At 60.8% G+C, this 20912-nt stretch carries 19 protein-coding genes; 14 read left to right on the top strand and 5 right to left on the bottom strand.

From position 1 onward, the window contains the following. Nucleotides 1-5 precede the first annotated feature (5 nt). The 4 genes from AC1DIS_RS08990 to rsgA all read right to left on the bottom strand — a co-directional run bounded on the left by AC1DIS_RS08990 (nucleotide 6) and on the right by rsgA (nucleotide 3118). Nucleotides 6-491 (bottom strand): toll/interleukin-1 receptor domain-containing protein, encoded by a 486-nt coding sequence (locus AC1DIS_RS08990; RefSeq protein ID WP_064616014.1) that lies wholly within the window; start codon nucleotides 489-491, stop codon nucleotides 6-8. After that, entirely contained in the window at nucleotides 491-1450 is a 960-nt protein-coding gene (locus AC1DIS_RS08985; RefSeq protein WP_064616015.1) for a caspase family protein, read from the bottom strand. The genes AC1DIS_RS08990 and AC1DIS_RS08985 overlap by 1 nt, the downstream gene beginning before the upstream one ends. A gap of 2 nt (nucleotides 1451-1452) precedes the next feature. Beyond that, nucleotides 1453-1860: a TIR domain-containing protein gene (locus AC1DIS_RS08980; RefSeq protein WP_477744204.1), complete on the bottom strand. Its 408-nt coding sequence runs from the start codon at nucleotides 1858-1860 to the stop codon at nucleotides 1453-1455. A 226-nt stretch (nucleotides 1861-2086) separates the two neighbouring features. Then, on the bottom strand, nucleotides 2087-3118 hold the full coding sequence (rsgA, locus tag AC1DIS_RS08975) for a small ribosomal subunit biogenesis GTPase RsgA (protein ID WP_018928510.1): 1032 nt from the start codon (nucleotides 3116-3118) through the stop codon (nucleotides 2087-2089). Between the two features lie 107 nt (nucleotides 3119-3225). Between rsgA and orn the strand changes: the two genes are divergently transcribed. Together orn and AC1DIS_RS08965 are read left to right on the top strand one after the other, a co-directional pair. Next, complete coding sequence (gene orn, locus AC1DIS_RS08970) at nucleotides 3226-3768, top strand: oligoribonuclease (protein WP_018928509.1); 543 nt, start codon at nucleotides 3226-3228, stop codon at nucleotides 3766-3768. Between the two features lie 239 nt (nucleotides 3769-4007). Beyond that, nucleotides 4008-4619, top strand: a complete 612-nt coding sequence (locus AC1DIS_RS08965) for a trimeric intracellular cation channel family protein (RefSeq protein ID WP_477780837.1) — start codon at nucleotides 4008-4010, stop codon at nucleotides 4617-4619. A gap of 93 nt (nucleotides 4620-4712) precedes the next feature. On the opposite strand, the gene queG is transcribed toward AC1DIS_RS08965, so the two are convergent. Beyond that, the gene (queG, locus tag AC1DIS_RS08960; protein ID WP_086944082.1) at nucleotides 4713-5777 is read right to left on the bottom strand and encodes a tRNA epoxyqueuosine(34) reductase QueG; all 1065 of its coding nucleotides are present in this window, start codon (nucleotides 5775-5777) and stop codon (nucleotides 4713-4715) included. Nucleotides 5778-5840: 63 nt separating this feature from the next. On the opposite strand from queG, the gene AC1DIS_RS08955 reads away from it, so the two are divergent. The 12 genes from AC1DIS_RS08955 (at nucleotide 5841) to AC1DIS_RS08900 (ending at nucleotide 20840) form a co-directional block, all read left to right on the top strand. Further along, nucleotides 5841-7340: an NAD(P)H-hydrate dehydratase gene (locus AC1DIS_RS08955; protein ID WP_477780836.1), complete on the top strand. Its 1500-nt coding sequence runs from the start codon at nucleotides 5841-5843 to the stop codon at nucleotides 7338-7340. After that, nucleotides 7328-7798: a tRNA (adenosine(37)-N6)-threonylcarbamoyltransferase complex ATPase subunit type 1 TsaE gene (gene tsaE / locus AC1DIS_RS08950; protein WP_018928505.1), complete on the top strand. Its 471-nt coding sequence runs from the start codon at nucleotides 7328-7330 to the stop codon at nucleotides 7796-7798. The genes AC1DIS_RS08955 and tsaE overlap by 13 nt, the downstream gene beginning before the upstream one ends. Beyond that, the gene (locus AC1DIS_RS08945) at nucleotides 7799-9229 is read left to right on the top strand and encodes an N-acetylmuramoyl-L-alanine amidase (protein WP_019582199.1); all 1431 of its coding nucleotides are present in this window, start codon (nucleotides 7799-7801) and stop codon (nucleotides 9227-9229) included. Continuing rightward, a complete protein-coding gene (gene mutL, locus AC1DIS_RS08940; RefSeq protein ID WP_086944080.1) occupies nucleotides 9226-11136 on the top strand; it encodes a DNA mismatch repair endonuclease MutL in 1911 nt (636 codons plus the stop codon). The genes AC1DIS_RS08945 and mutL overlap by 4 nt, the downstream gene beginning before the upstream one ends. Then, complete coding sequence (gene miaA / locus AC1DIS_RS08935; RefSeq protein WP_477780835.1) at nucleotides 11136-12107, top strand: tRNA (adenosine(37)-N6)-dimethylallyltransferase MiaA; 972 nt, start codon at nucleotides 11136-11138, stop codon at nucleotides 12105-12107. The genes mutL and miaA overlap by 1 nt, the downstream gene beginning before the upstream one ends. A gap of 94 nt (nucleotides 12108-12201) precedes the next feature. Further along, nucleotides 12202-12462, top strand: a complete 261-nt coding sequence (gene hfq, locus AC1DIS_RS08930) for an RNA chaperone Hfq (protein ID WP_007902656.1) — start codon at nucleotides 12202-12204, stop codon at nucleotides 12460-12462. 12 nt (nucleotides 12463-12474) lie between these two features. Further along, on the top strand, nucleotides 12475-13776 hold the full coding sequence (gene hflX / locus AC1DIS_RS08925) for a ribosome rescue GTPase HflX (RefSeq protein ID WP_007939591.1): 1302 nt from the start codon (nucleotides 12475-12477) through the stop codon (nucleotides 13774-13776). A gap of 96 nt (nucleotides 13777-13872) precedes the next feature. Continuing rightward, complete coding sequence (gene hflK / locus AC1DIS_RS08920) at nucleotides 13873-15045, top strand: FtsH protease activity modulator HflK (protein WP_018928501.1); 1173 nt, start codon at nucleotides 13873-13875, stop codon at nucleotides 15043-15045. Further along, on the top strand, nucleotides 15045-15914 hold the full coding sequence (gene hflC / locus AC1DIS_RS08915) for a protease modulator HflC (RefSeq protein ID WP_086944078.1): 870 nt from the start codon (nucleotides 15045-15047) through the stop codon (nucleotides 15912-15914). The genes hflK and hflC overlap by 1 nt, the downstream gene beginning before the upstream one ends. A gap of 318 nt (nucleotides 15915-16232) precedes the next feature. Further along, nucleotides 16233-17420 carry an ATP phosphoribosyltransferase regulatory subunit gene (locus AC1DIS_RS08910; protein WP_007939588.1) on the top strand — a complete coding sequence of 396 codons (1188 nt, stop codon included), beginning with the start codon at nucleotides 16233-16235 and terminating at the stop codon, nucleotides 17418-17420. A gap of 54 nt (nucleotides 17421-17474) precedes the next feature. Further along, on the top strand, nucleotides 17475-18767 hold the full coding sequence (locus tag AC1DIS_RS08905; protein ID WP_018928499.1) for an adenylosuccinate synthase: 1293 nt from the start codon (nucleotides 17475-17477) through the stop codon (nucleotides 18765-18767). A 138-nt stretch (nucleotides 18768-18905) separates the two neighbouring features. After that, a complete protein-coding gene (locus AC1DIS_RS08900; RefSeq protein ID WP_477744201.1) occupies nucleotides 18906-20840 on the top strand; it encodes a methyl-accepting chemotaxis protein in 1935 nt (644 codons plus the stop codon). Nucleotides 20841-20912 lie beyond the last annotated feature (72 nt).

The following is a 20912-nucleotide window of genomic DNA, read 5'->3' as shown; positions in this document are numbered from 1 at the left end:
ACCTGTCAGTAACCCCGTCGGATGCGGTTTTTGAGCTGGTCGTGGAACAGCTCGGCATTGCGTCTGTAGGTGCCGTAAAGGGATTCGCTGATCGAATCCAGCGTCATGGAGCGCTTGGTCGCCACTTCTTCACGGTAGGCATCAATGAAAAAATCCAGATCCTTGTCAGTGCTGAGCTTTGGCCATTTATCGAGGTACAGCGGCAGTTCCGCCGGTTCGGTCTTGAATGAGCAGATCCGCCGGTTGCTGATGGTCGCTTCGCCGATTTCGAACGGTACCCACCACGAGAGCGCAGTCTTGTCAGAGACCACCGCCATCAGATGCGTGCATGCGGTGATGTTGCGGGTGATGACCCCGGTGATGTCGTCGGTGGTCTGTGATTCCGGATCCAGCACGTCGAAGTAGGTCTTGATGTTGGCCTGTATCAGACGGCTGTTGATGGCGATCGCGTGGGGGCGATCCACGTGACGGTAGCTGATGAATACGGGCATCAGAAATGTCCTTTGAGGGCGAGTTCGCGGTAATAGGCGCCGAGTGCCGTGAGGCGGCAACCGGTGGAGTTGATGGCCGCGTAGTACATGTGTTCGGCGTCCACCGGTTCGATCAGGCTGTGGCGGTTGCACTTTTGCAGTTGTTTGAAGATGTGGCCGTGGTCCGGGTCGTACGTGGCTTCGGTGGGCTCGTAGCTGGGGTCAAGTGCATAGACCGACTGTGCCTCGGGAAACCACTCGGGCAAGCGGCTTAATATTTCTTCCAGAATCAGCGGCGGGACTTCGCGAAGGGCGATGAATTGCGACACGTTGGTTTTGAACACCGGACGCTGATCCCAGGCGCCCAATGCGTTATCGACGAACGAATACAGGCTGCCAGGCGTGATCTCGCCCAATACGTTGGCGGCGCCGCCGTGAAGCGCTTGCAGCAGCAGTCCGGTGAACACGCCATGGCCGGATTCCTCCAGGGCGGGTTGGGCTTTCTTGCAGGCGGTCAATATCGTCATGCCTTCGCCGATGACGCTGGCGCCACCGCGCAGGCCGCGCATCTCGCCCGCGGCGCCAGCTTCGCAGCAATCGAGAATGATGACTTTGTTTTTGATCTTGTCGGCAGCGTTCGCCCACTGAAGGATGTCGCTGATGCGAATGCCATCGTTGCTGCAGCGGTAATCCTGTGGAATTAGCATGCCTTCATCGATACCGCTTTCGAAGTGGCCATGTCCGGCGAAGTACAGCAGTGCCACATTGCAGTCGCCGGAGAACAATTGCTTTATGTTCTCTTCCAGCATCTGGCGAGTCAGATACTCCTCGGCGGACGTCAGCACCAGGTTTTTGAAGTTGGGCTTACCCGTCGCATGTCGTTCCAGTATCGAGGCCATGGCGATGGCGTCATTGTTACAGCCACTGAGCGGCGCGATATGCGAGTAGTGGTTGATACCGATAAACAGTCCCTTGCGCATGATCACACCGCCGTATGCAGGCGAATCGCACTGACGATGCTCTTGGTGTTCCACGCGCATTCGGCGTGTGCGGCTTCGCGCACTACGTTGGAAATCCGCTCGGCGCCGAACGGTTTGATCGCGATGATCACTTTGCCCATGCGTTTGGCAATCTCGATTTCCTTGTTGATCCACTTGCTGTAGGTCGAATACATCCCGGCCATGATCAGCACTGCCGAGCACGGGCGGATCTTGTTTTCGATGGCTTCTTCGAGTTGTTTGTCGGTGCGGGCGCCGATGATCGGGTTGTGCGGTGGCACCGAGAAGTTCTTGAAACTGAAGTCCGGCTGTGCGCCCAGCAGGCGGATCAGATTGTCGTGGGCGTCTGAATAGTTCCACGAGTGGCTGATGAACAAATGATAGGTTTGCATGGGGGGCCCTCGGTATCGCCAATGTGCGAAGAGGGTTTTGAATGTATGCAGTTGAATGGCCGAAACAAGGGCTTCGCGGTGAAAGAGAAGTGCCCTTCAAACAGGCGTGCGGACGCCCTACAGAAATATCTGATGTTTAAGTCGACGGGTTGTTTTGTAGGTTGTTTTGTAGGTGGTTACGAGCGGCCAGCCGTCCCGTTAATGTCGGGGCGGCTGGAGCGTCTGTTTAATAGCTGTTTTCAGGCAAGCTGGCGATGATCGACCGGTAGCTGTTCATCCGTTGCTGCTGCACGCGGCCATCTTCCAGGGCCTTGAGCAGGGCGCAGCCCGGTTCGCGGTCGTGTTTGCAGTCGCGGAAGCGGCAGGTGCCGAGCAGGTCGTTGAACTCGATGAAGCCGGCTTCGACGTCGGCACGGCTGACGTGACCCAGGCCGAACTCGCGGATACCCGGAGAGTCGATCAGCTCACCGCCACCGGGGAAGTGGAACAACCGCGCGGTGGTGGTGGTGTGGGTGCCCTGGCCCGACAGCTCGGACAGCGGGCCGACGCGGGTTTCGACTTCCGGCAACAGGCTGTTGACCAAAGATGATTTGCCGACACCGGACTGGCCGACGAACACACTGATGTGCCCGTCCAACAGTTTTTGAAGTTGTTCCATGCCGTTGCCGTGGTGCGCCGACACTTCCAGCACCGGGTAGCCCAGCGTGCGGTAAACCGCCAGCAAGGCATTCAGCGCCGGGGCGTTCTGCTCGTCGATCAGGTCGAATTTGTTCAGCAGCAACAACGGGCGGATACCCGCATGTTCCGCGGCAACCAGGTAGCGGTCGATCAGGTTGGCATGAGGCTCTGGCAGCGGTGCGAAGACGATGACGATCATGTCGACGTTGGCCGCCACCGGCTTGAGCTGTCCACGACTGTCCGGGCGGCAGAGCTCGGTTTTGCGCGGCAGTTGCGCCACGATCACGCCGATGCCCTGGTTGCCGGCACGCCATACGACCTGATCACCGGTCACCAGCGCCGGCAGGTTGGCGCGCAAGTGGCAGCGGAATACCTGGCCGGCCAGCTCGCCATCGAGGGCTTCGACTTCAACCTGTACACCGAAGTGCGCGATCACCAGGCCCGTCTGTTCCGGACCCAGGTCGCCACCCTCAAGTGCCTCGACAGCCGAGGACTCGCGTTTGGCGGCGCGGGCAGCGCGCTCGCCCTGAATCTTTTCGATGCGCCAGTTTTGACGACGATTGAGTTGGCGTTTGGCCATGGGTGTTCCGTATCGAGAATGCAGCGATTAGGTAAAACGGTCGCGAGTTTAGCACGCCCGGCCGTCTCCCTAGGCTAAACTGCGAACCTACGCCGAGGAGCCGACATATGCAGAACCCGCAGAACCTGATCTGGATCGACCTGGAAATGACCGGGCTGAACCCTGATACCGACGTCATCATCGAGATGGCCACCATCGTCACCGACAGTAATTTGAACACCTTGGCTGAAGGTCCGGTGATCGCCATTCATCACAGCGACGAGATCCTCGCCGGCATGGACGAGTGGAATACCCGTCAACACGGCGGCTCCGGACTGACCCAACGGGTTCGCGACAGCCGCATCAGCATGGCCGAAGCGGAAGCCCAGACCATCGCCTTCCTGGAGAAATGGGTGCCGAAGGGCAAGTCGCCGATCTGTGGCAACAGCATCTGCCAGGACCGTCGCTTCCTTTATACCCACATGAAGTCGCTGGAAAGCTATTTCCACTACCGCAACCTCGACGTGTCGACCCTCAAGGAGTTGGCCGCGCGTTGGGCACCGGATGTGCGCGACAGCTTCAAAAAGGGCAGCACCCACCTGGCCCTGGACGACATCCGCGAATCGATCGCCGAGCTGCAACACTACCGCAAGAATTTCATCAAGTTCTGATTGGGTGGCAACGAGGGTTTTTGTGGCGAGGGGGCTTGTCGGAACGCCGCACCGTCCCGCTCGGCTGCGTAGCAGTCGTAAAGTCAGCCGGCGTGGTCTATTTGAAGAGTTGCTCTCTCAGCAAATAGGGCCGCTCTGCGGCGCAGCGGGGCAAGCTCCCTCGACACAGGTACCCTTGCCCCCTTTTGGTGCCCTGACGATCTGAGTAGACTGCGCGCCTTCTCGTAAGGACCGCCACCATGTTGCTGATGCTCTACCTGATCGCCATTACTGCCGAAGCCATGACTGGCGCCCTTTCTGCGGGCCGTCGCGGCATGGACTGGTTTGGCGTGGTATTGATTGYATGCGTCACGGCGTTGGGCGGCGGTTCGGTGCGCGACGTGTTGCTTGGCCATTACCCGCTGACCTGGGTCAAACACCCGGAATACCTGGTGCTGACGTCGATCGCTGCGATGTTCACCGTCTTCGCTGCGCGCTGGATGCGCCATCTGCGCTCGCTGTTTCTGGTGCTCGACGCCGCGGGCCTGGTCGCGTTCACCCTGATCGGCTGCATGACCGCCCTGGAAATGGGCCACGGCATGCTGGTGGCCTCGGTCAGCGGCGTGATCACCGGGGTATTCGGTGGCATTCTGCGGGACATCTTCTGCAACGACATCCCGCTGATTTTCCGCCGCGAACTCTACGCCAGCGTCTCGTTTGCTGCGGCGTGGTGCTATTTATTCTGTATCTATCTGCAATTGCCGGGTGAACAGGCGATCCTGATCACGCTATTCGGCGGCTTCCTGCTGCGCTTGCTGGCGATCCGTTTCCACTGGGAAATGCCCAAGTTCGTTTATAACGACGAAGCCTGATTTACACGCAGTCCCTGTAGCAGCTGCCGAAGGCTGCGTTCGAGGCCGAAGGGCTCGCTTCGCAGTCGCGCCGAACGCAGTCTTCGGCAGCTACTACATAAGCCCGTGTTGTTTTAGCGCCCATTCGACATGCTCGCGCACCAGTTCCGACGGATAGTCCCGCCGTGCCTTCAACGCTTCCAGCACCGGAATGCTCGACGGCGCATTGCCCAGGCCGACCGCCAGATTGCGCAACCAACGCTCGTAACCGGCCCGACGCAACGGTGAACCTTCGGTGCTGCTGAGGAATTTTTCTTCGTCCCACATGAACAGTTCGGCCAGTTCGGCGTTGTCCAGGTTGTGCCGGGGTTTGAAGTCGCTTTCCCCGGAAGGTCGGGCGAAGCGGTTCCATGGGCAGACAATCTGGCAGTCATCGCAACCGAACACCCGATTGCCGATCAGCGGTCGTAAATCTTCAGGAATCGCGCTTTTCAGTTCGATGGTCAGGTACGAAATGCAGCGACGGGCGTCCAGCACATAGGGGCCGACGAAGGCATTGGTCGGGCAAATGTCCAGGCAGGCCGTGCAGCGACCGCAGTGCTCGGTGGCGTGGGGTGGGTCCACCGGCAGCGGCAGGTCGACGAACAGTTCGCTGAGGAAGAAGTAACTGCCGGCCTTGCGATTCAAGACCAGCGTGTTTTTGCCGATCCAGCCCAGGCCAGCCTGTTCGGCGATGGCCTTTTCCAGCACCGGGGCGCTGTCGACGAAGGCGCGGTAGCCGAACGGGCCGATCACCGCCTGGATTTTTTCCGCCAGTTGTTGCACGCGTTTACGAATTAATTTGTGGTAATCGCGGCCCAAGGCATAACGCGAGACGTAGGCTTTTTCCGGTTGGGCCAGCCGTTGCGCCATGTGCGTGTCGCCCGGCAGGTAGTCCATGCGCAGGGAAACCACGCGCAGGGTGCCCGGCACCAGTTCTTCCGGGTGCGAGCGTTTGCTGCCATGGGCGCCCATGTAATCCATTTCGCCGTGATAGCCAGCGGCGAGCCAGCGCTCCAGGTGCTGCTCATGCTCGGCCAGATCGAGGCCGCTGATGCCGACTTGCTGAAAGCCCAGCTCGCGGCCCCAGTCCTTGATGGATTGGGCGAGGGCGGGCAGGTCTGTGGTAATAGCGGGCATGAGGCGAGAGAAACCGGAGCTGAGATGCGTATAATTCTGCCAGACATCGGAGCCTGAAGACGCATGCCGCACACTAAAGATGAATTACCCGACGCGCTGTATAGCGCCGCGCAAGTCCGAGGGCTCGATGCGAGCGTGATCGCGGCCGGTACACCGGGCTTCGAATTGATGCAGCGTGCGGCACGGGCGACCTGGCGTGCGCTGGTCCGCCATTGGCCGACCGGGCACGAATTGAGTGTGGTGGCCGGCCATGGCAATAACGCGGGCGACGGTTATCTGGTGGCCGTGCTGGCCCGACGTGCCGGCTGGCATGTGCGGGTGCTGGCCGCCGGTGACCCCGGGCGTTTGCAGGGCGATGCCGCGTCGGCGCATGCCGAGGCGGTGGCCGAAGGCGTGGCCATTCAAGGCTGGACCCCGCACTCCGAGTTGCGCGGCATTGTGCTGGATGCATTGCTCGGCACCGGCCTGACCGGTGAAGTGCGCGAGCCGTTCGCCAGCGCCATCGCCGCGATCAATGCCAGTGGGCTCCCGGTTGCGGCGGTGGATATCCCCTCGGGGTTGTGCGCCGATACGGGGCRCCAGCTCGGCATTGCGGTTCGAGCAGACCTGACTGTGACGTTCATCGGGTTGAAGGTGGGGCTGTTCGCCGGTGACGCGGCGGATGTGGTGGGCGATTTGGTATTTAACGATCTGCACGTCGCCCCCGAGACATTTATTGGGGCCGAGATAAGTGCGCGTCGCCTGACGGCCGGTAATGTGCCGCGTCTGACCGGCCGCGCTCCAACTGCCCACAAAGGCAAATTCGGTCACGTATTGCTCGTTGGCGGTGATCGCGGTTTTGGCGGCGCCATCCTGCTTAGTGCACAAAGTGCCCTGCGCAGCGGTGCCGGCATGGTGTCCGTGGCCACCCGCAGCGAGCATGTTCCGGCCGCCCTGGCGCGTTTGCCGGAAGCTATGGTGCTCGGTACGTCGTCGGCCAATCAATTGATGGGCTTGCTGGAGAAGGCCACGGTGCTGGTCGTCGGCCCGGGGCTGGGGCAGGCCGCCTGGGGGCGCAGCCTGTTGTCGGCCGCGGCCAACGCGTCGCAGCCACAAGTATGGGATGCCGATGCATTGAACCTGTTGGCCGAAGGTGGCGTGAGCTTGCCCGCAGGTAGTGTCATCACGCCGCATCCGGGCGAAGCGGCACGATTGCTGGGGATATCGACAGCCGCCGTACAGGCTGACCGCCCGGCCGCGGCCCATGCGTTGAGCAAAAAATATACAGCGGTGGTAGTGCTCAAGGGCGCTGGCAGTCTGATTGCCAGCCCCGATGGGCGTCTGGCGCTGTGTCATCAGGGCCATCCGGCCATGGCGTCGGCCGGGTTGGGTGATGTGCTGGCCGGTCTGGTGGGCGCCTTGCTCGCTCAGGGCCTGGACGCGTATGACGCGGCCTGCCTGGCGGTCTGGCTGCACGCCAATGCCGGTGCGCAACAAGGTAAATTAGGCCGCGGGCTGGCGGCCAGTGATCTGATTCCAGCCATTCGTCAGTTGTTGGAGGAGCAAGCACCGTGTCTGAAGTAACCCTGTACCTGGCTGATGAGCAGGCCATGAGCGATTTTGGCGCACGTATCGCCAAAACCACCGGAGGGCACGGTCTGATCTTTCTTGAAGGGGATCTGGGCGCGGGGAAAACCACACTGTCCCGGGGCATCATCCGTGGCCTGGGGCATACCGGCGCGGTAAAAAGTCCGACCTTTACCCTGGTCGAGCCTTACGAGATCGGCGCCGTCCGCGCCTTCCATTTCGACTTATATCGATTGGTCGACCCCGAGGAGCTGGAGTACCTCGGCATCCGCGACTATTTCGATGACGACGCATTATGTCTTATTGAATGGCCCCAGAAGGGTGCAGGCTTTTTGCCAAAGCCCGACCTGACCATTACCATTAGCCCGCAAGACAGCGGGCGTTCGCTGAGAATTTTGCCCCAAGGCTCGCGTGGCGAGTCGTGGTGTGCCGTTTTGGCATTGGAATCCAAATAAATGATGGGGTTAGGTATGCGCTTTCGCGCGTTGGTTGCTGCCGTAGGGGTGTTGTTTTTGGCGGTGACCGTCGACGCTGTGGCCGAGACGAAGGTCAACAGTGTTCGCCTTTGGCGGGCGCCGGATAACACTCGACTGGTGTTCGACCTGACGGGGCCTGTCCAGCACAGCGTCTTTACCCTGACCGCACCGGATCGGCTGGTAATCGACATCAATGGCGCGACGCTCGGCTCGCCGCTGAACGTCTCCACGGCCAACACGCCGATCACGGCAATGCGTTCGGCTCAGCGTACGCCGACCGATTTGCGGGTGGTCATCGACCTGAAAAAAGCCGTCACGCCGAAAAGCTTCACCTTGGCGCCGAACGCCCAGTACGGCAATCGCCTGGTAGTCGACCTGTTCGACAACGCGGCCGATGCCGCGCCACCGCCTGCGCCAACACCGTCTGTGGCCACGGTACCCGCCGTACCCGTCACGCCGTCCGAGCCTTCGATCAAGCTGCCACCCGCACCGGCTGGCAAGCGCGACATTATCGTGGTGATCGATGCCGGTCACGGCGGCGAAGACCCGGGCGCCTCGGGGTCTCGCGGTCAGCGTGAAAAAGACGTGGTGCTGGCCATCGCCCGTGAACTGCAGCGTCAGGTCAATGGCATGAAAGGTTTCCGCGCCGAACTGACCCGTACCGGCGACTACTTCATTCCATTGCGCGGCCGTACCGAAATCGCCCGCAAGAAGGGCGCCGACCTGTTCGTTTCGATCCACGCCGACGCCGCGCCGTCAGCCGCAGCGTTCGGTGCGTCGGTGTTTGCCCTGTCTGACCGCGGCGCTACGTCGGAGACCGCCCGTTGGCTGGCCGACAGCGAAAACCGTTCCGACTTGATCGGCGGTGCCGGCAACGTCAGCCTCGACGACAAGGACCGGATGCTCGCCGGCGTGCTGCTCGACCTGTCGATGACCGCTTCCCTGACTTCCAGTCTGAACGTTGGCCAGAAAGTCTTGAGCAACATCGGTCGCGTCACGCCGCTGCACAAACAACGTGTCGAGCAAGCCGGGTTCATGGTGCTGAAGTCGCCGGACATCCCGTCGATCCTGGTGGAAACCGGGTTCATCTCCAACGCCAACGAAGCCTCGAAACTCGCGGCATCGAGCCACCAGCAGGCGCTGGCGCGCTCCATCAGCAGCGGCGTGCGGCAATTCTTCCAGCAGAACCCGCCGCCGGGCACCTACATTGCCTGGCTGCGCGATTCCGGCAAGATCGCCCAAGGCCCACGTGACCATCGCGTGAGCCCCGGTGAAACCCTGGCGATGATCGCCGTGCGTTATCAGGTGTCTGCGGCCACCTTGCGCAGTGCCAACAACTTGCAAAGTGACGAGCTGAAGATTGGTCAGACGTTGACCATTCCAGGCACTGAACTGGCGGCCAAAGAATGAACCAGGTGCTGACCAACACGGCGCGTATCGAGCTACTCAGTCCACGGCTGGCGAACCAGATTGCCGCTGGTGAAGTGGTTGAGCGCCCGGCCTCGGTGATCAAGGAGTTGCTGGAAAACAGCCTCGACTCCGGCGCCAAACGCATCGATGTCGATGTGGAGCAGGGCGGTGTCAAGCTGCTGCGGGTGCGCGACGATGGCAGTGGCATTTCCGCCGATGACCTGCCTTTGGCCCTGGCCCGTCACGCCACCAGCAAGATTCGCAACCTGGAAGACCTCGAACAGGTCATGAGCCTGGGGTTTCGTGGTGAGGCGCTGGCCTCCATCAGTTCCGTGGCGCGTCTGACCCTGACTTCCCGCACTCGCGACGCCGATCAAGCCTGGCAGGTGGAAACCGAAGGCCGGGACATGGCGGCTCGCGTGCAACCAGCGGCTCATCCGGTGGGCACTTCGGTGGAAGTGCGCGATTTGTTCTTCAATACCCCGGCGCGCCGCAAGTTTCTCAAGACCGAAAAAACCGAATTCGATCACCTGCAAGAAGTGATCAAGCGTCTGGCGCTGGCGCGGTTCGATGTGGCGTTCCATCTGCGCCATAACGGCAAAACCATCCTCAGCCTGCACGAAGCCCATGATGACGCGGCCCGCGCCCGGCGTGTGGCGGCGATCTGCGGGGCGGGCTTTCTGGAGCAGGCGTTGCCGATCGAAATCGAACGCAATGGCCTGCATTTGTGGGGTTGGGTCGGGTTGCCGACCTTCAACCGCAGCCAGGCGGATTTGCAGTATTTCTTTGTGAATGGCCGTGCCGTGCGCGACAAACTGGTGGCGCACGCAGTGCGCCAGGCTTATCGCGACGTATTGTTCAACGGTCGGCACCCGACATTCGTGCTGTTTTTCGAAGTCGATCCGGCGGGCGTCGACGTCAACGTGCACCCGACCAAGCACGAAGTACGCTTCCGTGACGGGCGCATGGTTCACGACTTCCTTTACGGCACTTTGCATCGCGCCTTGGGTGATGTGCGGCCGGAAGACCAGTTGGCCGCGCCTGTCGCGACAGCCGTGGTCCGGCCAACCGGTATCGAAGCCGGCGAGTTCGGCCCGCAGGGCGAGATGCGTCTGGCGGCCAATGCGCTGCTGGAGCAGCCTCAGGCCCAGCCGTCCTTCAATACTTCGGCGGGCTCTGGCGCCGGTGCCGGTTATCAGTATCAATACACGCCGCGACCTCAGTCCGGCGTGCCCGTCGCCGAAGCCCAGGCGGCCTATCGCGAGTTTTTCGCGCCGTTGCCCGAGGCCAATGCGGTCGCGCTGCCGGCCGGGCAAGATGACATTCCGCCGCTGGGCTATGCACTGGCGCAGCTCAAGGGCATCTACATTCTTTCGGAAAACGCCCAAGGCCTGGTGCTGGTAGACATGCATGCCGCCCATGAGCGGATCATGTACGAACGGCTGAAAGTCGCCATGGCCAGCGAGGGGTTGAGCGGTCAGCCATTGCTGGTGCCGGAATCCCTGGCGGTCAGCCAGCGCGAAGCCGACTGCGCCGAAGAAAACGTCGCCTGGTTCCAGCGTCTGGGTTTTGAATTGCAGCGCCTTGGCCCGGAAACCCTGGCCATCCGGCAAATCCCTGCGTTGCTGAAGCAGGCCGAGGCCAACCGACTGGTTAGCGATGTGCTGGCGGATTTGATGGAATACGGCACCAGCGACCGGATTCAGGCGCACTTGAACGAACTGCTCGGCACCATGGCCTGCCACGGCGCGATTCGCGCGAATCGGCGCCTGGCCTTGCCGGAAATGAACGGCCTGCTGCGGGACATGGAAAACACCGAGCGCAGCGGTCAATGTAACCATGGCCGACCGACCTGGACCCAACTGGGCCTGGACGATCTGGACAAACTGTTCTTGCGCGGTCGTTGATGAGCCAGTTCCCTCCCGCGATTTTCCTGATGGGGCCGACGGCCGCCGGCAAGACCGACCTGGCCATCGAACTCACCAAGGTCCTGCCCTGCGAGCTGATCAGTGTCGATTCGGCGCTGGTTTATCGCGGCATGGACATCGGCACCGCCAAACCCTCCAAAGAGATCCTGGCCGAATTCCCGCATCGTCTGATCGACATTCTCGACCCGGCCGAGAGTTATTCCGCCGCGGATTTCCGTCGCGATGCGTTGCAAGCCATGGGCGAGATCACCGCGCGGGGCAATATTCCGCTGCTGGTGGGCGGCACAATGCTCTATTACAAGGCTTTGCTCGAAGGTCTGGCCGACATGCCGGCGGCCGATGCGGACGTTCGTGCGCAAATCGAAGAAGAGGCTGCACGCCTTGGCTGGCAAGCCCTGCACGATCAATTGGCGGTGATTGATCCGCAATCCGCGGCGCGAATTCACCCGAACGATCCGCAGCGCCTTAGTCGTGCACTGGAAGTTTATCGCGTCAGCGGCCAGAGCATGACTGAGCTACGCTTGCGACAATCTGCGCAAAGTACTGAAGCAGCCGCTTCGGGACTGCAACAATTGCCCTATACTGTCGCGAACTTGGCCATCGCTCCGGCAAATCGCCAGGTACTGCACGAGCGCATTAAACAAAGATTCACAAATATGTTGGAACAGGGATTCGTCGACGAGGTCGTAGCCCTGCGAGATAGAGGTGACTTGCATTCCGGGTTGCCGTCTATACGTRCAGTAGGTTATCGACAAGTCTGGGATTACCTGGATGGCAAGCTGACGCAAGCCGAGATGCAGGAGCGTGGAATCATTGCCACGCGCCAATTGGCGAAGCGCCAGTTCACCTGGCTGCGCAGTTGGGCTGATTTACACTGGTTGGACAGCCTCGATTGCGACAATCTGCCGCGCGCCTTGAAATACCTCGGGACCATCTCCATATTGAGCTGAGTCCTTGCAATTGCCGTCTATCCTTGGGGGTGTGACGGCCCCAAGCCATCTGTTTACCTATTTTTTATATTGAATCCTTAAAGGAGTGCGGCACATGTCAAAAGGGCATTCGCTACAAGACCCTTACTTGAATACTTTACGTAAAGAGAAAGTGGGGGTTTCCATCTACCTGGTCAACGGGATCAAACTGCAAGGCACGATCGAGTCTTTCGACCAGTTCGTTATCCTGCTGAAAAACACCGTCAGCCAGATGGTTTACAAACACGCTATCTCTACAGTGGTGCCAGTTCGTCCAATTCGTCTGCCTAGCGCAACCGAATCCGAAGCAGGCGACGCTGAGCCAGGTAACGCCTGATAGGAGTCTCCTTTGTTCTTTGAGCGCCACGGTGGTGGTGAGCGGGCAATTCTCGTTCACTTGGATGGTCAGGACCCTGAGGCGCGCGAAGATCCGCAGGAGTTTCAGGAGTTGGCAATTTCGGCTGGTGCCGAGACCGTCGCGTTTTTTAACGTGCCGCGTCATCGGCCAACCGCCAAAACCCTGATCAGCAGCGGCAAGGTCGAAGAGTTACGCGACCTGGTCAAAGCCGAACAGGTCGATCTGGTGATTTTCAATCACATCCTCACGCCCAGTCAGGAACGTAACCTCGAACGTATTTTCGAGTGTCGCGTGATCGATCGCACGGGTCTGATTCTCGATATCTTCGCCCAACGCGCCCGCACCCATGAAGGCAAGCTCCAGGTCGAACTGGCCCAGCTTGAGTACATGAGTACGCGTCTGGTTCGCGGCTGGACTCACCTTGAGCGGCAGAAGGGCGGTATCGGCCTGCGCGGGCCGGGTGAAACCCAACTGGAAACCGACCGGCGCCTGTTGCGGATTCGTCTGCGTCAGATCAAGGGGCGCCTGGAAAAGGTCCGCAGCCAGCGCGAGCAGTCTCGTCGCGGGCGCAAGCGTGCTGACATTCCGACGGTTTCACTGGTTGGTTATACCAACGCCGGCAAATCGACGCTGTTCAACTCGGTCACCGATTCCGACGTCTTTGCCGCCAACCAGCTGTTCGCGACCCTCGACCCGACCTTGCGCCGACTAGAGCTCGAGGACCTCGGGCCGATCGTGCTGGCCGACACCGTGGGCTTCATTCGTCACCTGCCGCACAAACTGGTCGAGGCATTTCGAGCTACGCTCGAAGAGTCGAGCAACTCCGACCTGCTGCTGCACGTGATCGATGCGCACGAGCCTGATCGTATGGCCCAGATCGAACAGGTCATGGTGGTGCTCGGGGAGATCGGGGCACAAGACTTGCCGATCCTTGAGGTATACAACAAACTCGATTTGCTCGAGGGGGTTGAGCCGCAGATCCAGCGCGATGCCGATGGCAAGCCGCAGCGGGTCTGGTTGTCGGCCAAGGACGGTACCGGCCTGGACTTGCTCAAGCAGGCAGTGGCGGAACTGTTGGGCAGCGATTTGTTTGTTGGCACCTTGCGCTTGCCGCAACGTTTTGCTCGACTGCGTGCGCAGTTTTTCGAACTCGGTGCGGTGCAAAAAGAAGAACACGACGAAGAAGGCATCAGCCTGCTGGCCGTTCGCTTGCCACGGATCGAATTGAATCGACTCGTGAGCCGCGAAGGTCTGCAACCGATGGAATTCATCGAGCAACACACTTTGCAATAAAAGCCTGAGAAAGCGGTTGTGCCGCGGTGACAGGCATTCTGTAGCATTGGTCGGCGCGCCGTGGGTGCGTCTTTGCTTTATCAGATGGAGAGCGCTATGGCTTGGAATGAGCCGGGTGGCAACTCGAATAATCAGGATCCTTGGGGTGGCAAGCGCCGCAATAACGGCGACCGCAAGGGACCACCGGATCTCGACGAGGCCTTCCGAAAGCTGCAGGAAAGCCTGAACGGGTTGTTCGGTGGTGGCAAGAAACGCGGTGACGAGGGCGGTGGTCCGGGCAAGAGTGGCGGCTTTGGTGGCCTGCTCGGCATCGGTCTGACCGTGCTCGCAGCCGTGTGGCTGTACAGCGCTGTCTACGTGGTCGACGAGCAGGAGCAGGCCGTGGTGCTGCGCTTCGGCAAATACTATGAAACCGTCGGCCCGGGCCTGAACATCTATTTCCCGCCGATCGATCGCAAGTACCTGGAAAACGTCACGCGTGAGCGTGCCTATACCAAGCAGGGTCAAATGCTGACTGAAGACGAAAACATCGTCGAAGTGCCGCTGACCGTGCAGTACAAGATCAGCAACCTGCAGGACTTCGTGCTGAACGTCGATCAGCCGGAAACCAGCCTGCAGCATGCGACCGACAGTGCCTTGCGCCACGTGGTGGGTTCTACCGCCATGGACCAGGTGCTGACCGAAGGTCGTGAATTGATGGCCAGCGAAATCAAGGAGCGTCTGCAACGTTTCCTCGATACCTATCGCACCGGTATCACCGTCACTCAGGTCAACGTACAGAGCGCTGCTGCACCGCGTGAAGTCCAGGAAGCCTTCGATGACGTGATCCGCGCCCGTGAAGACGAGCAGCGTTCGCGTAACCAGGCTGAAACCTACGCCAACGGCGTCGTGCCGGAAGCCCGTGGTCAGGCCCAGCGCATCCTCGAGGATGCCAACGGTTACCGCGACGAGACCGTCTCCCGCGCCAAGGGTGAGGCTGACCGCTTCACCAAACTGGTGGCCGAGTACCGCAAGGCGCCTGAAGTTACCCGTCAGCGTCTGTACCTGGACACCATGCAGGAAATCTTCAGCAACACCAGCAAGGTTCTCGTGACCGGCAACAAGAATGGCCAGAGCAATCTGCTGTATCTGCCGCTGGACAAGATGGTCGAGGATGGTCGCCGCACCAGCACTCCGGTGACCGGCGCAGCAGCCAGCAGCAATGAAGTGAATGTGCGTGCGGCGGCTGATCTGCAGCAACAGCAGGCACGTACCAGGGAGAGTCGCTGATGAGCAATAAATCGCTGATCGCCCTTATTATCGGCGTCGTCGTGGCGATCGTTGCCTGGAACTGCTTCTACATCGTGGCTCAGACCGAGCGTGCGGTGTTGCTGCAGTTCGGTCGCGTGGTCCAGGCCGATGTTCAGCCGGGCCTGCATGTGAAAGTGCCTTACGTCAACAAGGTGCGCATATTCGACGCGCGCCTGATGACGCTGGATGCACCGACACAGCGCTTCCTGACGCTGGAAAAGAAAGCCGTGATGGTCGATGCCTACGCCAAGTGGCGCGTGAAAGATGCCGAGCGCTTCTACACCGCGACTTCCGGCCTCAAGCAGATTGCCGACGAGCGCCTGTCCCGTCGTCTGGAGTCGGGCCTGCGTGACCAGTTCGGTAAACGCACCCTGCACGAAGTGGTATCCGGTGAACGTGATGCGCTGATGGCAGACATCACCGCTTCGCTGAACAAGATGGCGGAAAAAGAGCTGGGCATTGAAGTTGTCGATGTCCGGGTCAAGGCCATCGACCTGCCGAAGGAAGTGAACCGCAGCGTGTTCGAGCGTATGAGCACCGAGCGTGAGCGTGAAGCTCGCGAGCACCGCGCCAAGGGTAACGAGCTGGCCGAAGGCATCCGTGCCGACGCCGACCGTCAACGCCGCGTGCTGCTGGCTGAAGCCTATCGTGAATCCGAAGAGGTTCGCGGTGATGGTGATGCCCAGGCTGCTGCGATCTACTCCAAGGCATACGGCCAGGATCAGGAGTTCTACGCGTTCTACCGTAGCCTGCGTGCCTACCGTGAAAGCTTCGCGAACAAATCCGACGTCATGGTCCTGGACCCGAGCAGTGACTTCTTCCGTTACCTGGAAAAAGCCAAGCCTTGATACGACGTTGACCTGAATCATCCCCCCGCCTGGCGGCTAAAGCCTCGGGCGGGGTGATCCTTTGGGAAAACGTGTGTATGATGCGGCAGCCGGGAAATTCCCGGCTTTTTTGCGTCTGCACGTTTGATTGCTGTTTTTATGCAGGCGCCCGAGTTGAATGACTCGACAGGTTTTTCGAGGAAAGTGGTTGGCGAAGCCGATTCCAGGCTTTTCGCCACGTTGTTCATGCGCGGGGTTTATGCACATGAGCCGATCATTTTCTGCTTCACTCAAGGCTCGCCCAAAGGCTTGCTGCCCGGATCATAGGGGAATGGCGTAATGGCAACGGTAGACCGCTGGCTGCTGCCAGATGGCATCGAAGAAGTACTGCCACCGGAGGCTGCGCGCATCGAAGTTGCGCGTCGCCAGGTGTTGGATCTGTTCCAGAGCTGGGGTTACGAGTTTGTCGTGACTCCCCATATCGAGTACCTGGAATCCCTGCTGACCGGCGCAGGCCAGGACCTCGATCTGCGCACCTTCAAGGTCATCGACCCGCAGTCGGGCCGGCAGATGGGTTTCCGTGCCGACATCACGCCGCAAGTGGCGCGCATCGATGCGCACACCCTGCGTCGCGAAGGCCCGAGCCGTCTGTGCTATGCCGGTAGCGTGCTGCATGCTCAGCCACGTGCGTTGTCGTCCTCGCGCAGCCCGATTCAACTGGGCGCCGAGTTGTACGGCGATGCCAGCCCGAGCAGCGACGTGGAAGTCATCAGCCTGATGCTGGCCATGCTGCAACTGGCCGATGTGCCGGATGTGCACATGGACCTCGGGCATGTCGGCATCTACCGCGGCCTGGCCCGCGCCGCCGGTTTGTCCGGCGAAGTCGAGCAACAGTTGTTCGATGCATTGCAACGTAAAGCCATCGACGAGGTCATTACCTTGACCGAAGGCCTGCCTGCCGATCTGTCGGGCATGCTGCGAGCGCTGGTCGACCTGTGTGGCGGTCGTGAAGTGTTGAGCGCTGCCCGCGAGCGTCTGGCCAATGCGCCGGCGCCTGTTCTGGCGGCCCTGGACGATTTGCTGGCGATTGCCGAGCGTCTGTCCACGCGTTTCCCGGAGTTACCGCTGTACTTCGACCTGGGCGAATTGCGCGGCTACCACTACCACACCGGTGTGGTGTTCGCCGTGTTCGTGCCGGGTGTTGGCCAGTCCATCGCTCAGGGCGGTCGTTACGACGATATCGGTGCCGACTTCGGTCGCGCCCGTCCGGCGACAGGCTTCTCCACCGATTTGAAAACCCTGGTGACCCTGGGGCGTGCTGAGATCGAGCTACCGTCTGGCGGTATCTGGATGCCTGACAGTACGGATGCAGCACTCTGGCAGCAGGTTTGCCAGTTGCGCAGTGAGGGTCAGCGTGTCGTTCAGGCATTGCCTGGGCAGCCTTTGGCCGCCGCCCGTGAAGCGGACTGCGACCGGCAATTGATTCAGCAGAACGGGCTTTGGCAAGTATCGCCACTGGCTTCTTGAGTTTTCCTGCCGGCCGCCGCCGGCACCAAGTTTGCGCGAATGAGGACAAGTGTTATGGGTAAGAATGTCGTAGTCCTGGGCACCCAATGGGGTGATGAGGGCAAAGGCAAGATCGTTGATCTGCTGACCGAACATGCTGCCGCCGTAGTGCGCTACCAAGGTGGCCACAACGCTGGTCACACTCTGGTGATCGACGGCGAAAAAACCGTCTTGCACCTGATCCCGTCTGGCGTGCTGCGCGAAGGCGTGCAGTGCCTGATCGGTAACGGCGTGGTGGTTGCACCCGACGCCCTGCTGCGGGAAATCAACAAGCTGGAAGAGAAAGGCGTACCGGTGCGCGAGCGCCTGCGTATCAGCCCGTCCTGCCCGCTGATCCTGTCCTACCACGTAGCACTGGACCAGGCCCGTGAAAAGGCCCGTGGCGAGCTGAAGATCGGCACCACCGGTCGCGGCATCGGCCCGGCTTACGAAGACAAGGTTGCCCGTCGCGGTCTGCGCATCGGTGATCTGTTCCATCGTGAGCGTTTCGCCGCCAAGCTGGGCGAGTTGCTGGATTACCACAACTTCGTACTGGTCAATTACTACAAAGAGCCAGCGATCGACTTCCAGAAGACTCTCGACGAGTGCATGGAATACGCCGAGCTGCTCAAGCCGATGATGCTCGACGTCACCGCAGAGCTGCACAACCTGCGTCGTGCCGGCAAGGACATCATGTTCGAAGGCGCCCAGGGCTCCCTGCTGGACATCGACCACGGCACCTACCCGTACGTCACCAGCTCCAACACCACTGCTGGCGGCATCGCCACCGGTTCGGGTGTTGGTCCGATGTTCCTGGACTACATCCTCGGCATCACCAAGGCTTACACCACGCGCGTCGGCTCCGGTCCGTTCCCGACTGAGCTGTTCGACGACGTTGGTGCGTTCCTGGCCAAGCGTGGCCACGAGTTCGGCGCCACCACTGGCCGTGCCCGTCGTTGCGGCTGGTTCGATGCCGTGATCCTGCGTCGCGCTATCGATGTGAACAGCATCTCGGGCCTGTGCCTGACCAAGCTGGACGTGCTGGACGGTCTGGAAACCATCAACATCTGCGTAGGCTACAAGAACGAAGATGGTGCAGTGATCGACGCACCGACCGACGCCGACAGCTACATCGGCCTGGAGCCGGTGTACGAGCAGATGCCGGGCTGGAGCGAGTCGACCCTGGGTGCCAAGACCCTGGAGGAGCTGCCTCAGGCTGCGCGCAACTACATCAAGCGCATCGAAGAGTTGGTCGGCGCGCCGATCGACATTATTTCGACGGGCCCGGACCGCAACGAAACTATCGTTCTGCGTCACCCGTTCGCTTAATAAGTCGTTGATGTAAAACACAAAGGCCCCTTAATCGGGGCCTTTGTCGTTTATGCCTGTTGGACGGCATGACCTTTGCTGTGAATATTGCCTTCAGAATGCCATCAATTTAATGGCGTTAGAGTAGAGGGATTTCCTGTGTCGGCCGTTCTCTCACTGTTACAAAGCCGTTTGTTGCGGCCCGTGTTCGTTACCCTTGGTATCGCCCTTTTGGTGCAGGTGCTGGTGGCTGTCGCTCTGACCCGGAGCACGGTGACTGCGCTGGAAACCGATCTGGGCGTGCGCTTGGGCTCCGATAGCCAAAAGCTCTCCGGTGAGCTGGAGCAGGCGGGGCGTGAAGTCACGTCGAGCCTGGATAACCTGTCCAGCAATACCCGTCAGCGCCTGACCGCTGGGCTGTCTTCACGTTTGAAAGACGAGCAGGCTCAACTGCGTACGACGCTGGAGAAGGACCTGAAGGACTCGGCCAATGACATGGCGCAACTTCTGGCGTCGGTCGCACCCCGCGCCATGTGGGACAGCGACATTCCCACCCTGTCCGAATTCGCTCGCCGCGCCCAGCGCAATCCCAACGTGTTGTTCGTGGTCTATGACGACGCCACGGGCCAGCACCTGACGCGCTATCTCAACCGGGAGAACGCGATCAACAAGGCGCTTCTGGATAAAGGCCAGGGCGAGCGGGCGTTGGACAAGGTGCTGGACGCAGCGAAGAGCGATCCGTCGGTCTACTACCTCGAAGCCTCGATCAGTCCCAATGGGGTGGAAATCGGCAAGGTCTTGATGGGGGTCTCAACTGCCTCCGTGGAAACCGATCTGGCGGCGCTGGACAAGCGTTTCTCGGCGCTGATCGCCAGCGGCGATCAATTGGTGGGTGACAGCCTCAAAGGTGCGGCGGCCGACAGCGCAACGGCGATGCGCGGACGTCTGCAATCGGCGCAGTCCACTGCTTCTGAAATGAAAGCCAACACCACGGGCGCCGTACAGGAAGCCGCAGGGGCTTTGCGCTGGCGCATCGGCATGGGCCTGGCGGTGGTGGGTTTCGGTGTGCTGCTGTTACTGGCGGTGGTGCTGGGGCGTCGAGTGGTCAATCGCCTGAAAATGCTCATTGTCGCGATGGATGACTTGGCGGCAGGCGAGGGCGACCTGACCAAGCGCGTGCAGATCAACAGCCAGGACGAGATCGGCGACATGGCCTCGGCGGTCAATCGCTTTGTGGATAAATTACAGCCGATCGTGCGTGAGGCGGGTGATGTGGCCCAGCGTACCGGTGTGGAAATCGGCGCCATGACTTTGCGTAATGCTGGTGCCGATGCGGCGGCTGGCATGCAGCGCGATGAAGTGGCCGAAAGCCTGCGCGCGTTGTCGCAAATGGCTGACGAGGCCCAGTCTGAAAGCCACGCCATGCAGGCCGCTTTGCAGCAGGTGGTGGGCATTCGTCAGGCCACGGATGAGAACACCCGGACTTCGGCGAAAGTCGGCAGTCTCATCGAGGCATTGGCTGGACAAGTCGACACTGGTGCGAAAGTCATCGAGCGCCTGGCGCAGCAGAGTGAGCAGATTGAAGTGGTGCTGACGGTGATTCACGGGATTGCCGAACAAACCAACTTGCTGGCGCTGAACGCGGCCATTGAAGCGGCGCGTGCCGGCGAGACCGGTCGCGGGTTTGCCGTGGTGGCGGACGAGGTGCGGGCGCTGGCGAGCAAGACGCAGAGCTCCACTGGCGATATTCAGGCGCACATTGTTGCGCTGCAGCAGGGCGCGCGTGAGGCCGTCGCGGCAATCGGGCAGGCTGGGCGTCAGGCCAGCGAAGGCCTGCTGGTGTTGCGCGATAGCGCGCGGTTGCAACAGTCGGTGCAGGCGTCGGTCGAGCAGGTGCATGCGGCGATCGGCCTGGCGACCCAGGCCGCGGCGCATCAGGCGCAAGGTGCGCAGGCCGTGCGTGGGCGGGTTGAGACCATCCATGCTCAAGCTGAGAAGGCGGCTCAGGCGGTCGTGGAGACCACGGCCAGCGGCAAGGTGCTGGATGGGTTGGCGGCGCAGTTGAAGGCGAGCCTGGGGCAGTTCAGGGCTTAGGTTTCTCGTTCGCAGGTCTGGTGCCTTCGCGGGCAAGCCTCGCTCCTACAAGGGCTACGTAATCCTTGTAGG

This window comes from Pseudomonas sp. 05N433 (genome assembly GCF_056396925.1).
Note: the sequence above shows the minus strand (reverse complement) of the source record. Positions and strands in the feature narration are given on the sequence as shown.

What these genes read in the sequence shown, in the direction of transcription:
- AC1DIS_RS08985 (WP_064616015.1), bottom strand. Translation starts at nt 1,450, where the DNA reads ATGCGCAAGGGACTGTTTATCGGTATCAACCACTACTCGCATATCGCG.
- AC1DIS_RS08945 (WP_019582199.1), top strand. Translation starts at nt 7,799, where the DNA reads ATGATGGGGTTAGGTATGCGCTTTCGCGCGTTGGTTGCTGCCGTAGGG.
- AC1DIS_RS08905 (WP_018928499.1), top strand. Translation starts at nt 17,475, where the DNA reads ATGGGTAAGAATGTCGTAGTCCTGGGCACCCAATGGGGTGATGAGGGC.
- hfq (WP_007902656.1), top strand. Translation starts at nt 12,202, where the DNA reads ATGTCAAAAGGGCATTCGCTACAAGACCCTTACTTGAATACTTTACGT.
- rsgA (WP_018928510.1), bottom strand. Translation starts at nt 3,118, where the DNA reads ATGGCCAAACGCCAACTCAATCGTCGTCAAAACTGGCGCATCGAAAAG.
- hflC (WP_086944078.1), top strand. Translation starts at nt 15,045, where the DNA reads ATGAGCAATAAATCGCTGATCGCCCTTATTATCGGCGTCGTCGTGGCG.
- hflK (WP_018928501.1), top strand. Translation starts at nt 13,873, where the DNA reads ATGGCTTGGAATGAGCCGGGTGGCAACTCGAATAATCAGGATCCTTGG.
- AC1DIS_RS08980 (WP_477744204.1), bottom strand. Translation starts at nt 1,860, where the DNA reads ATGCAAACCTATCATTTGTTCATCAGCCACTCGTGGAACTATTCAGAC.
- orn (WP_018928509.1), top strand. Translation starts at nt 3,226, where the DNA reads ATGCAGAACCCGCAGAACCTGATCTGGATCGACCTGGAAATGACCGGG.
- queG (WP_086944082.1), bottom strand. Translation starts at nt 5,777, where the DNA reads ATGCCCGCTATTACCACAGACCTGCCCGCCCTCGCCCAATCCATCAAG.
- mutL (WP_086944080.1), top strand. Translation starts at nt 9,226, where the DNA reads ATGAACCAGGTGCTGACCAACACGGCGCGTATCGAGCTACTCAGTCCA.
- AC1DIS_RS08910 (WP_007939588.1), top strand. Translation starts at nt 16,233, where the DNA reads ATGGCAACGGTAGACCGCTGGCTGCTGCCAGATGGCATCGAAGAAGTA.
- AC1DIS_RS08990 (WP_064616014.1), bottom strand. Translation starts at nt 491, where the DNA reads ATGCCCGTATTCATCAGCTACCGTCACGTGGATCGCCCCCACGCGATC.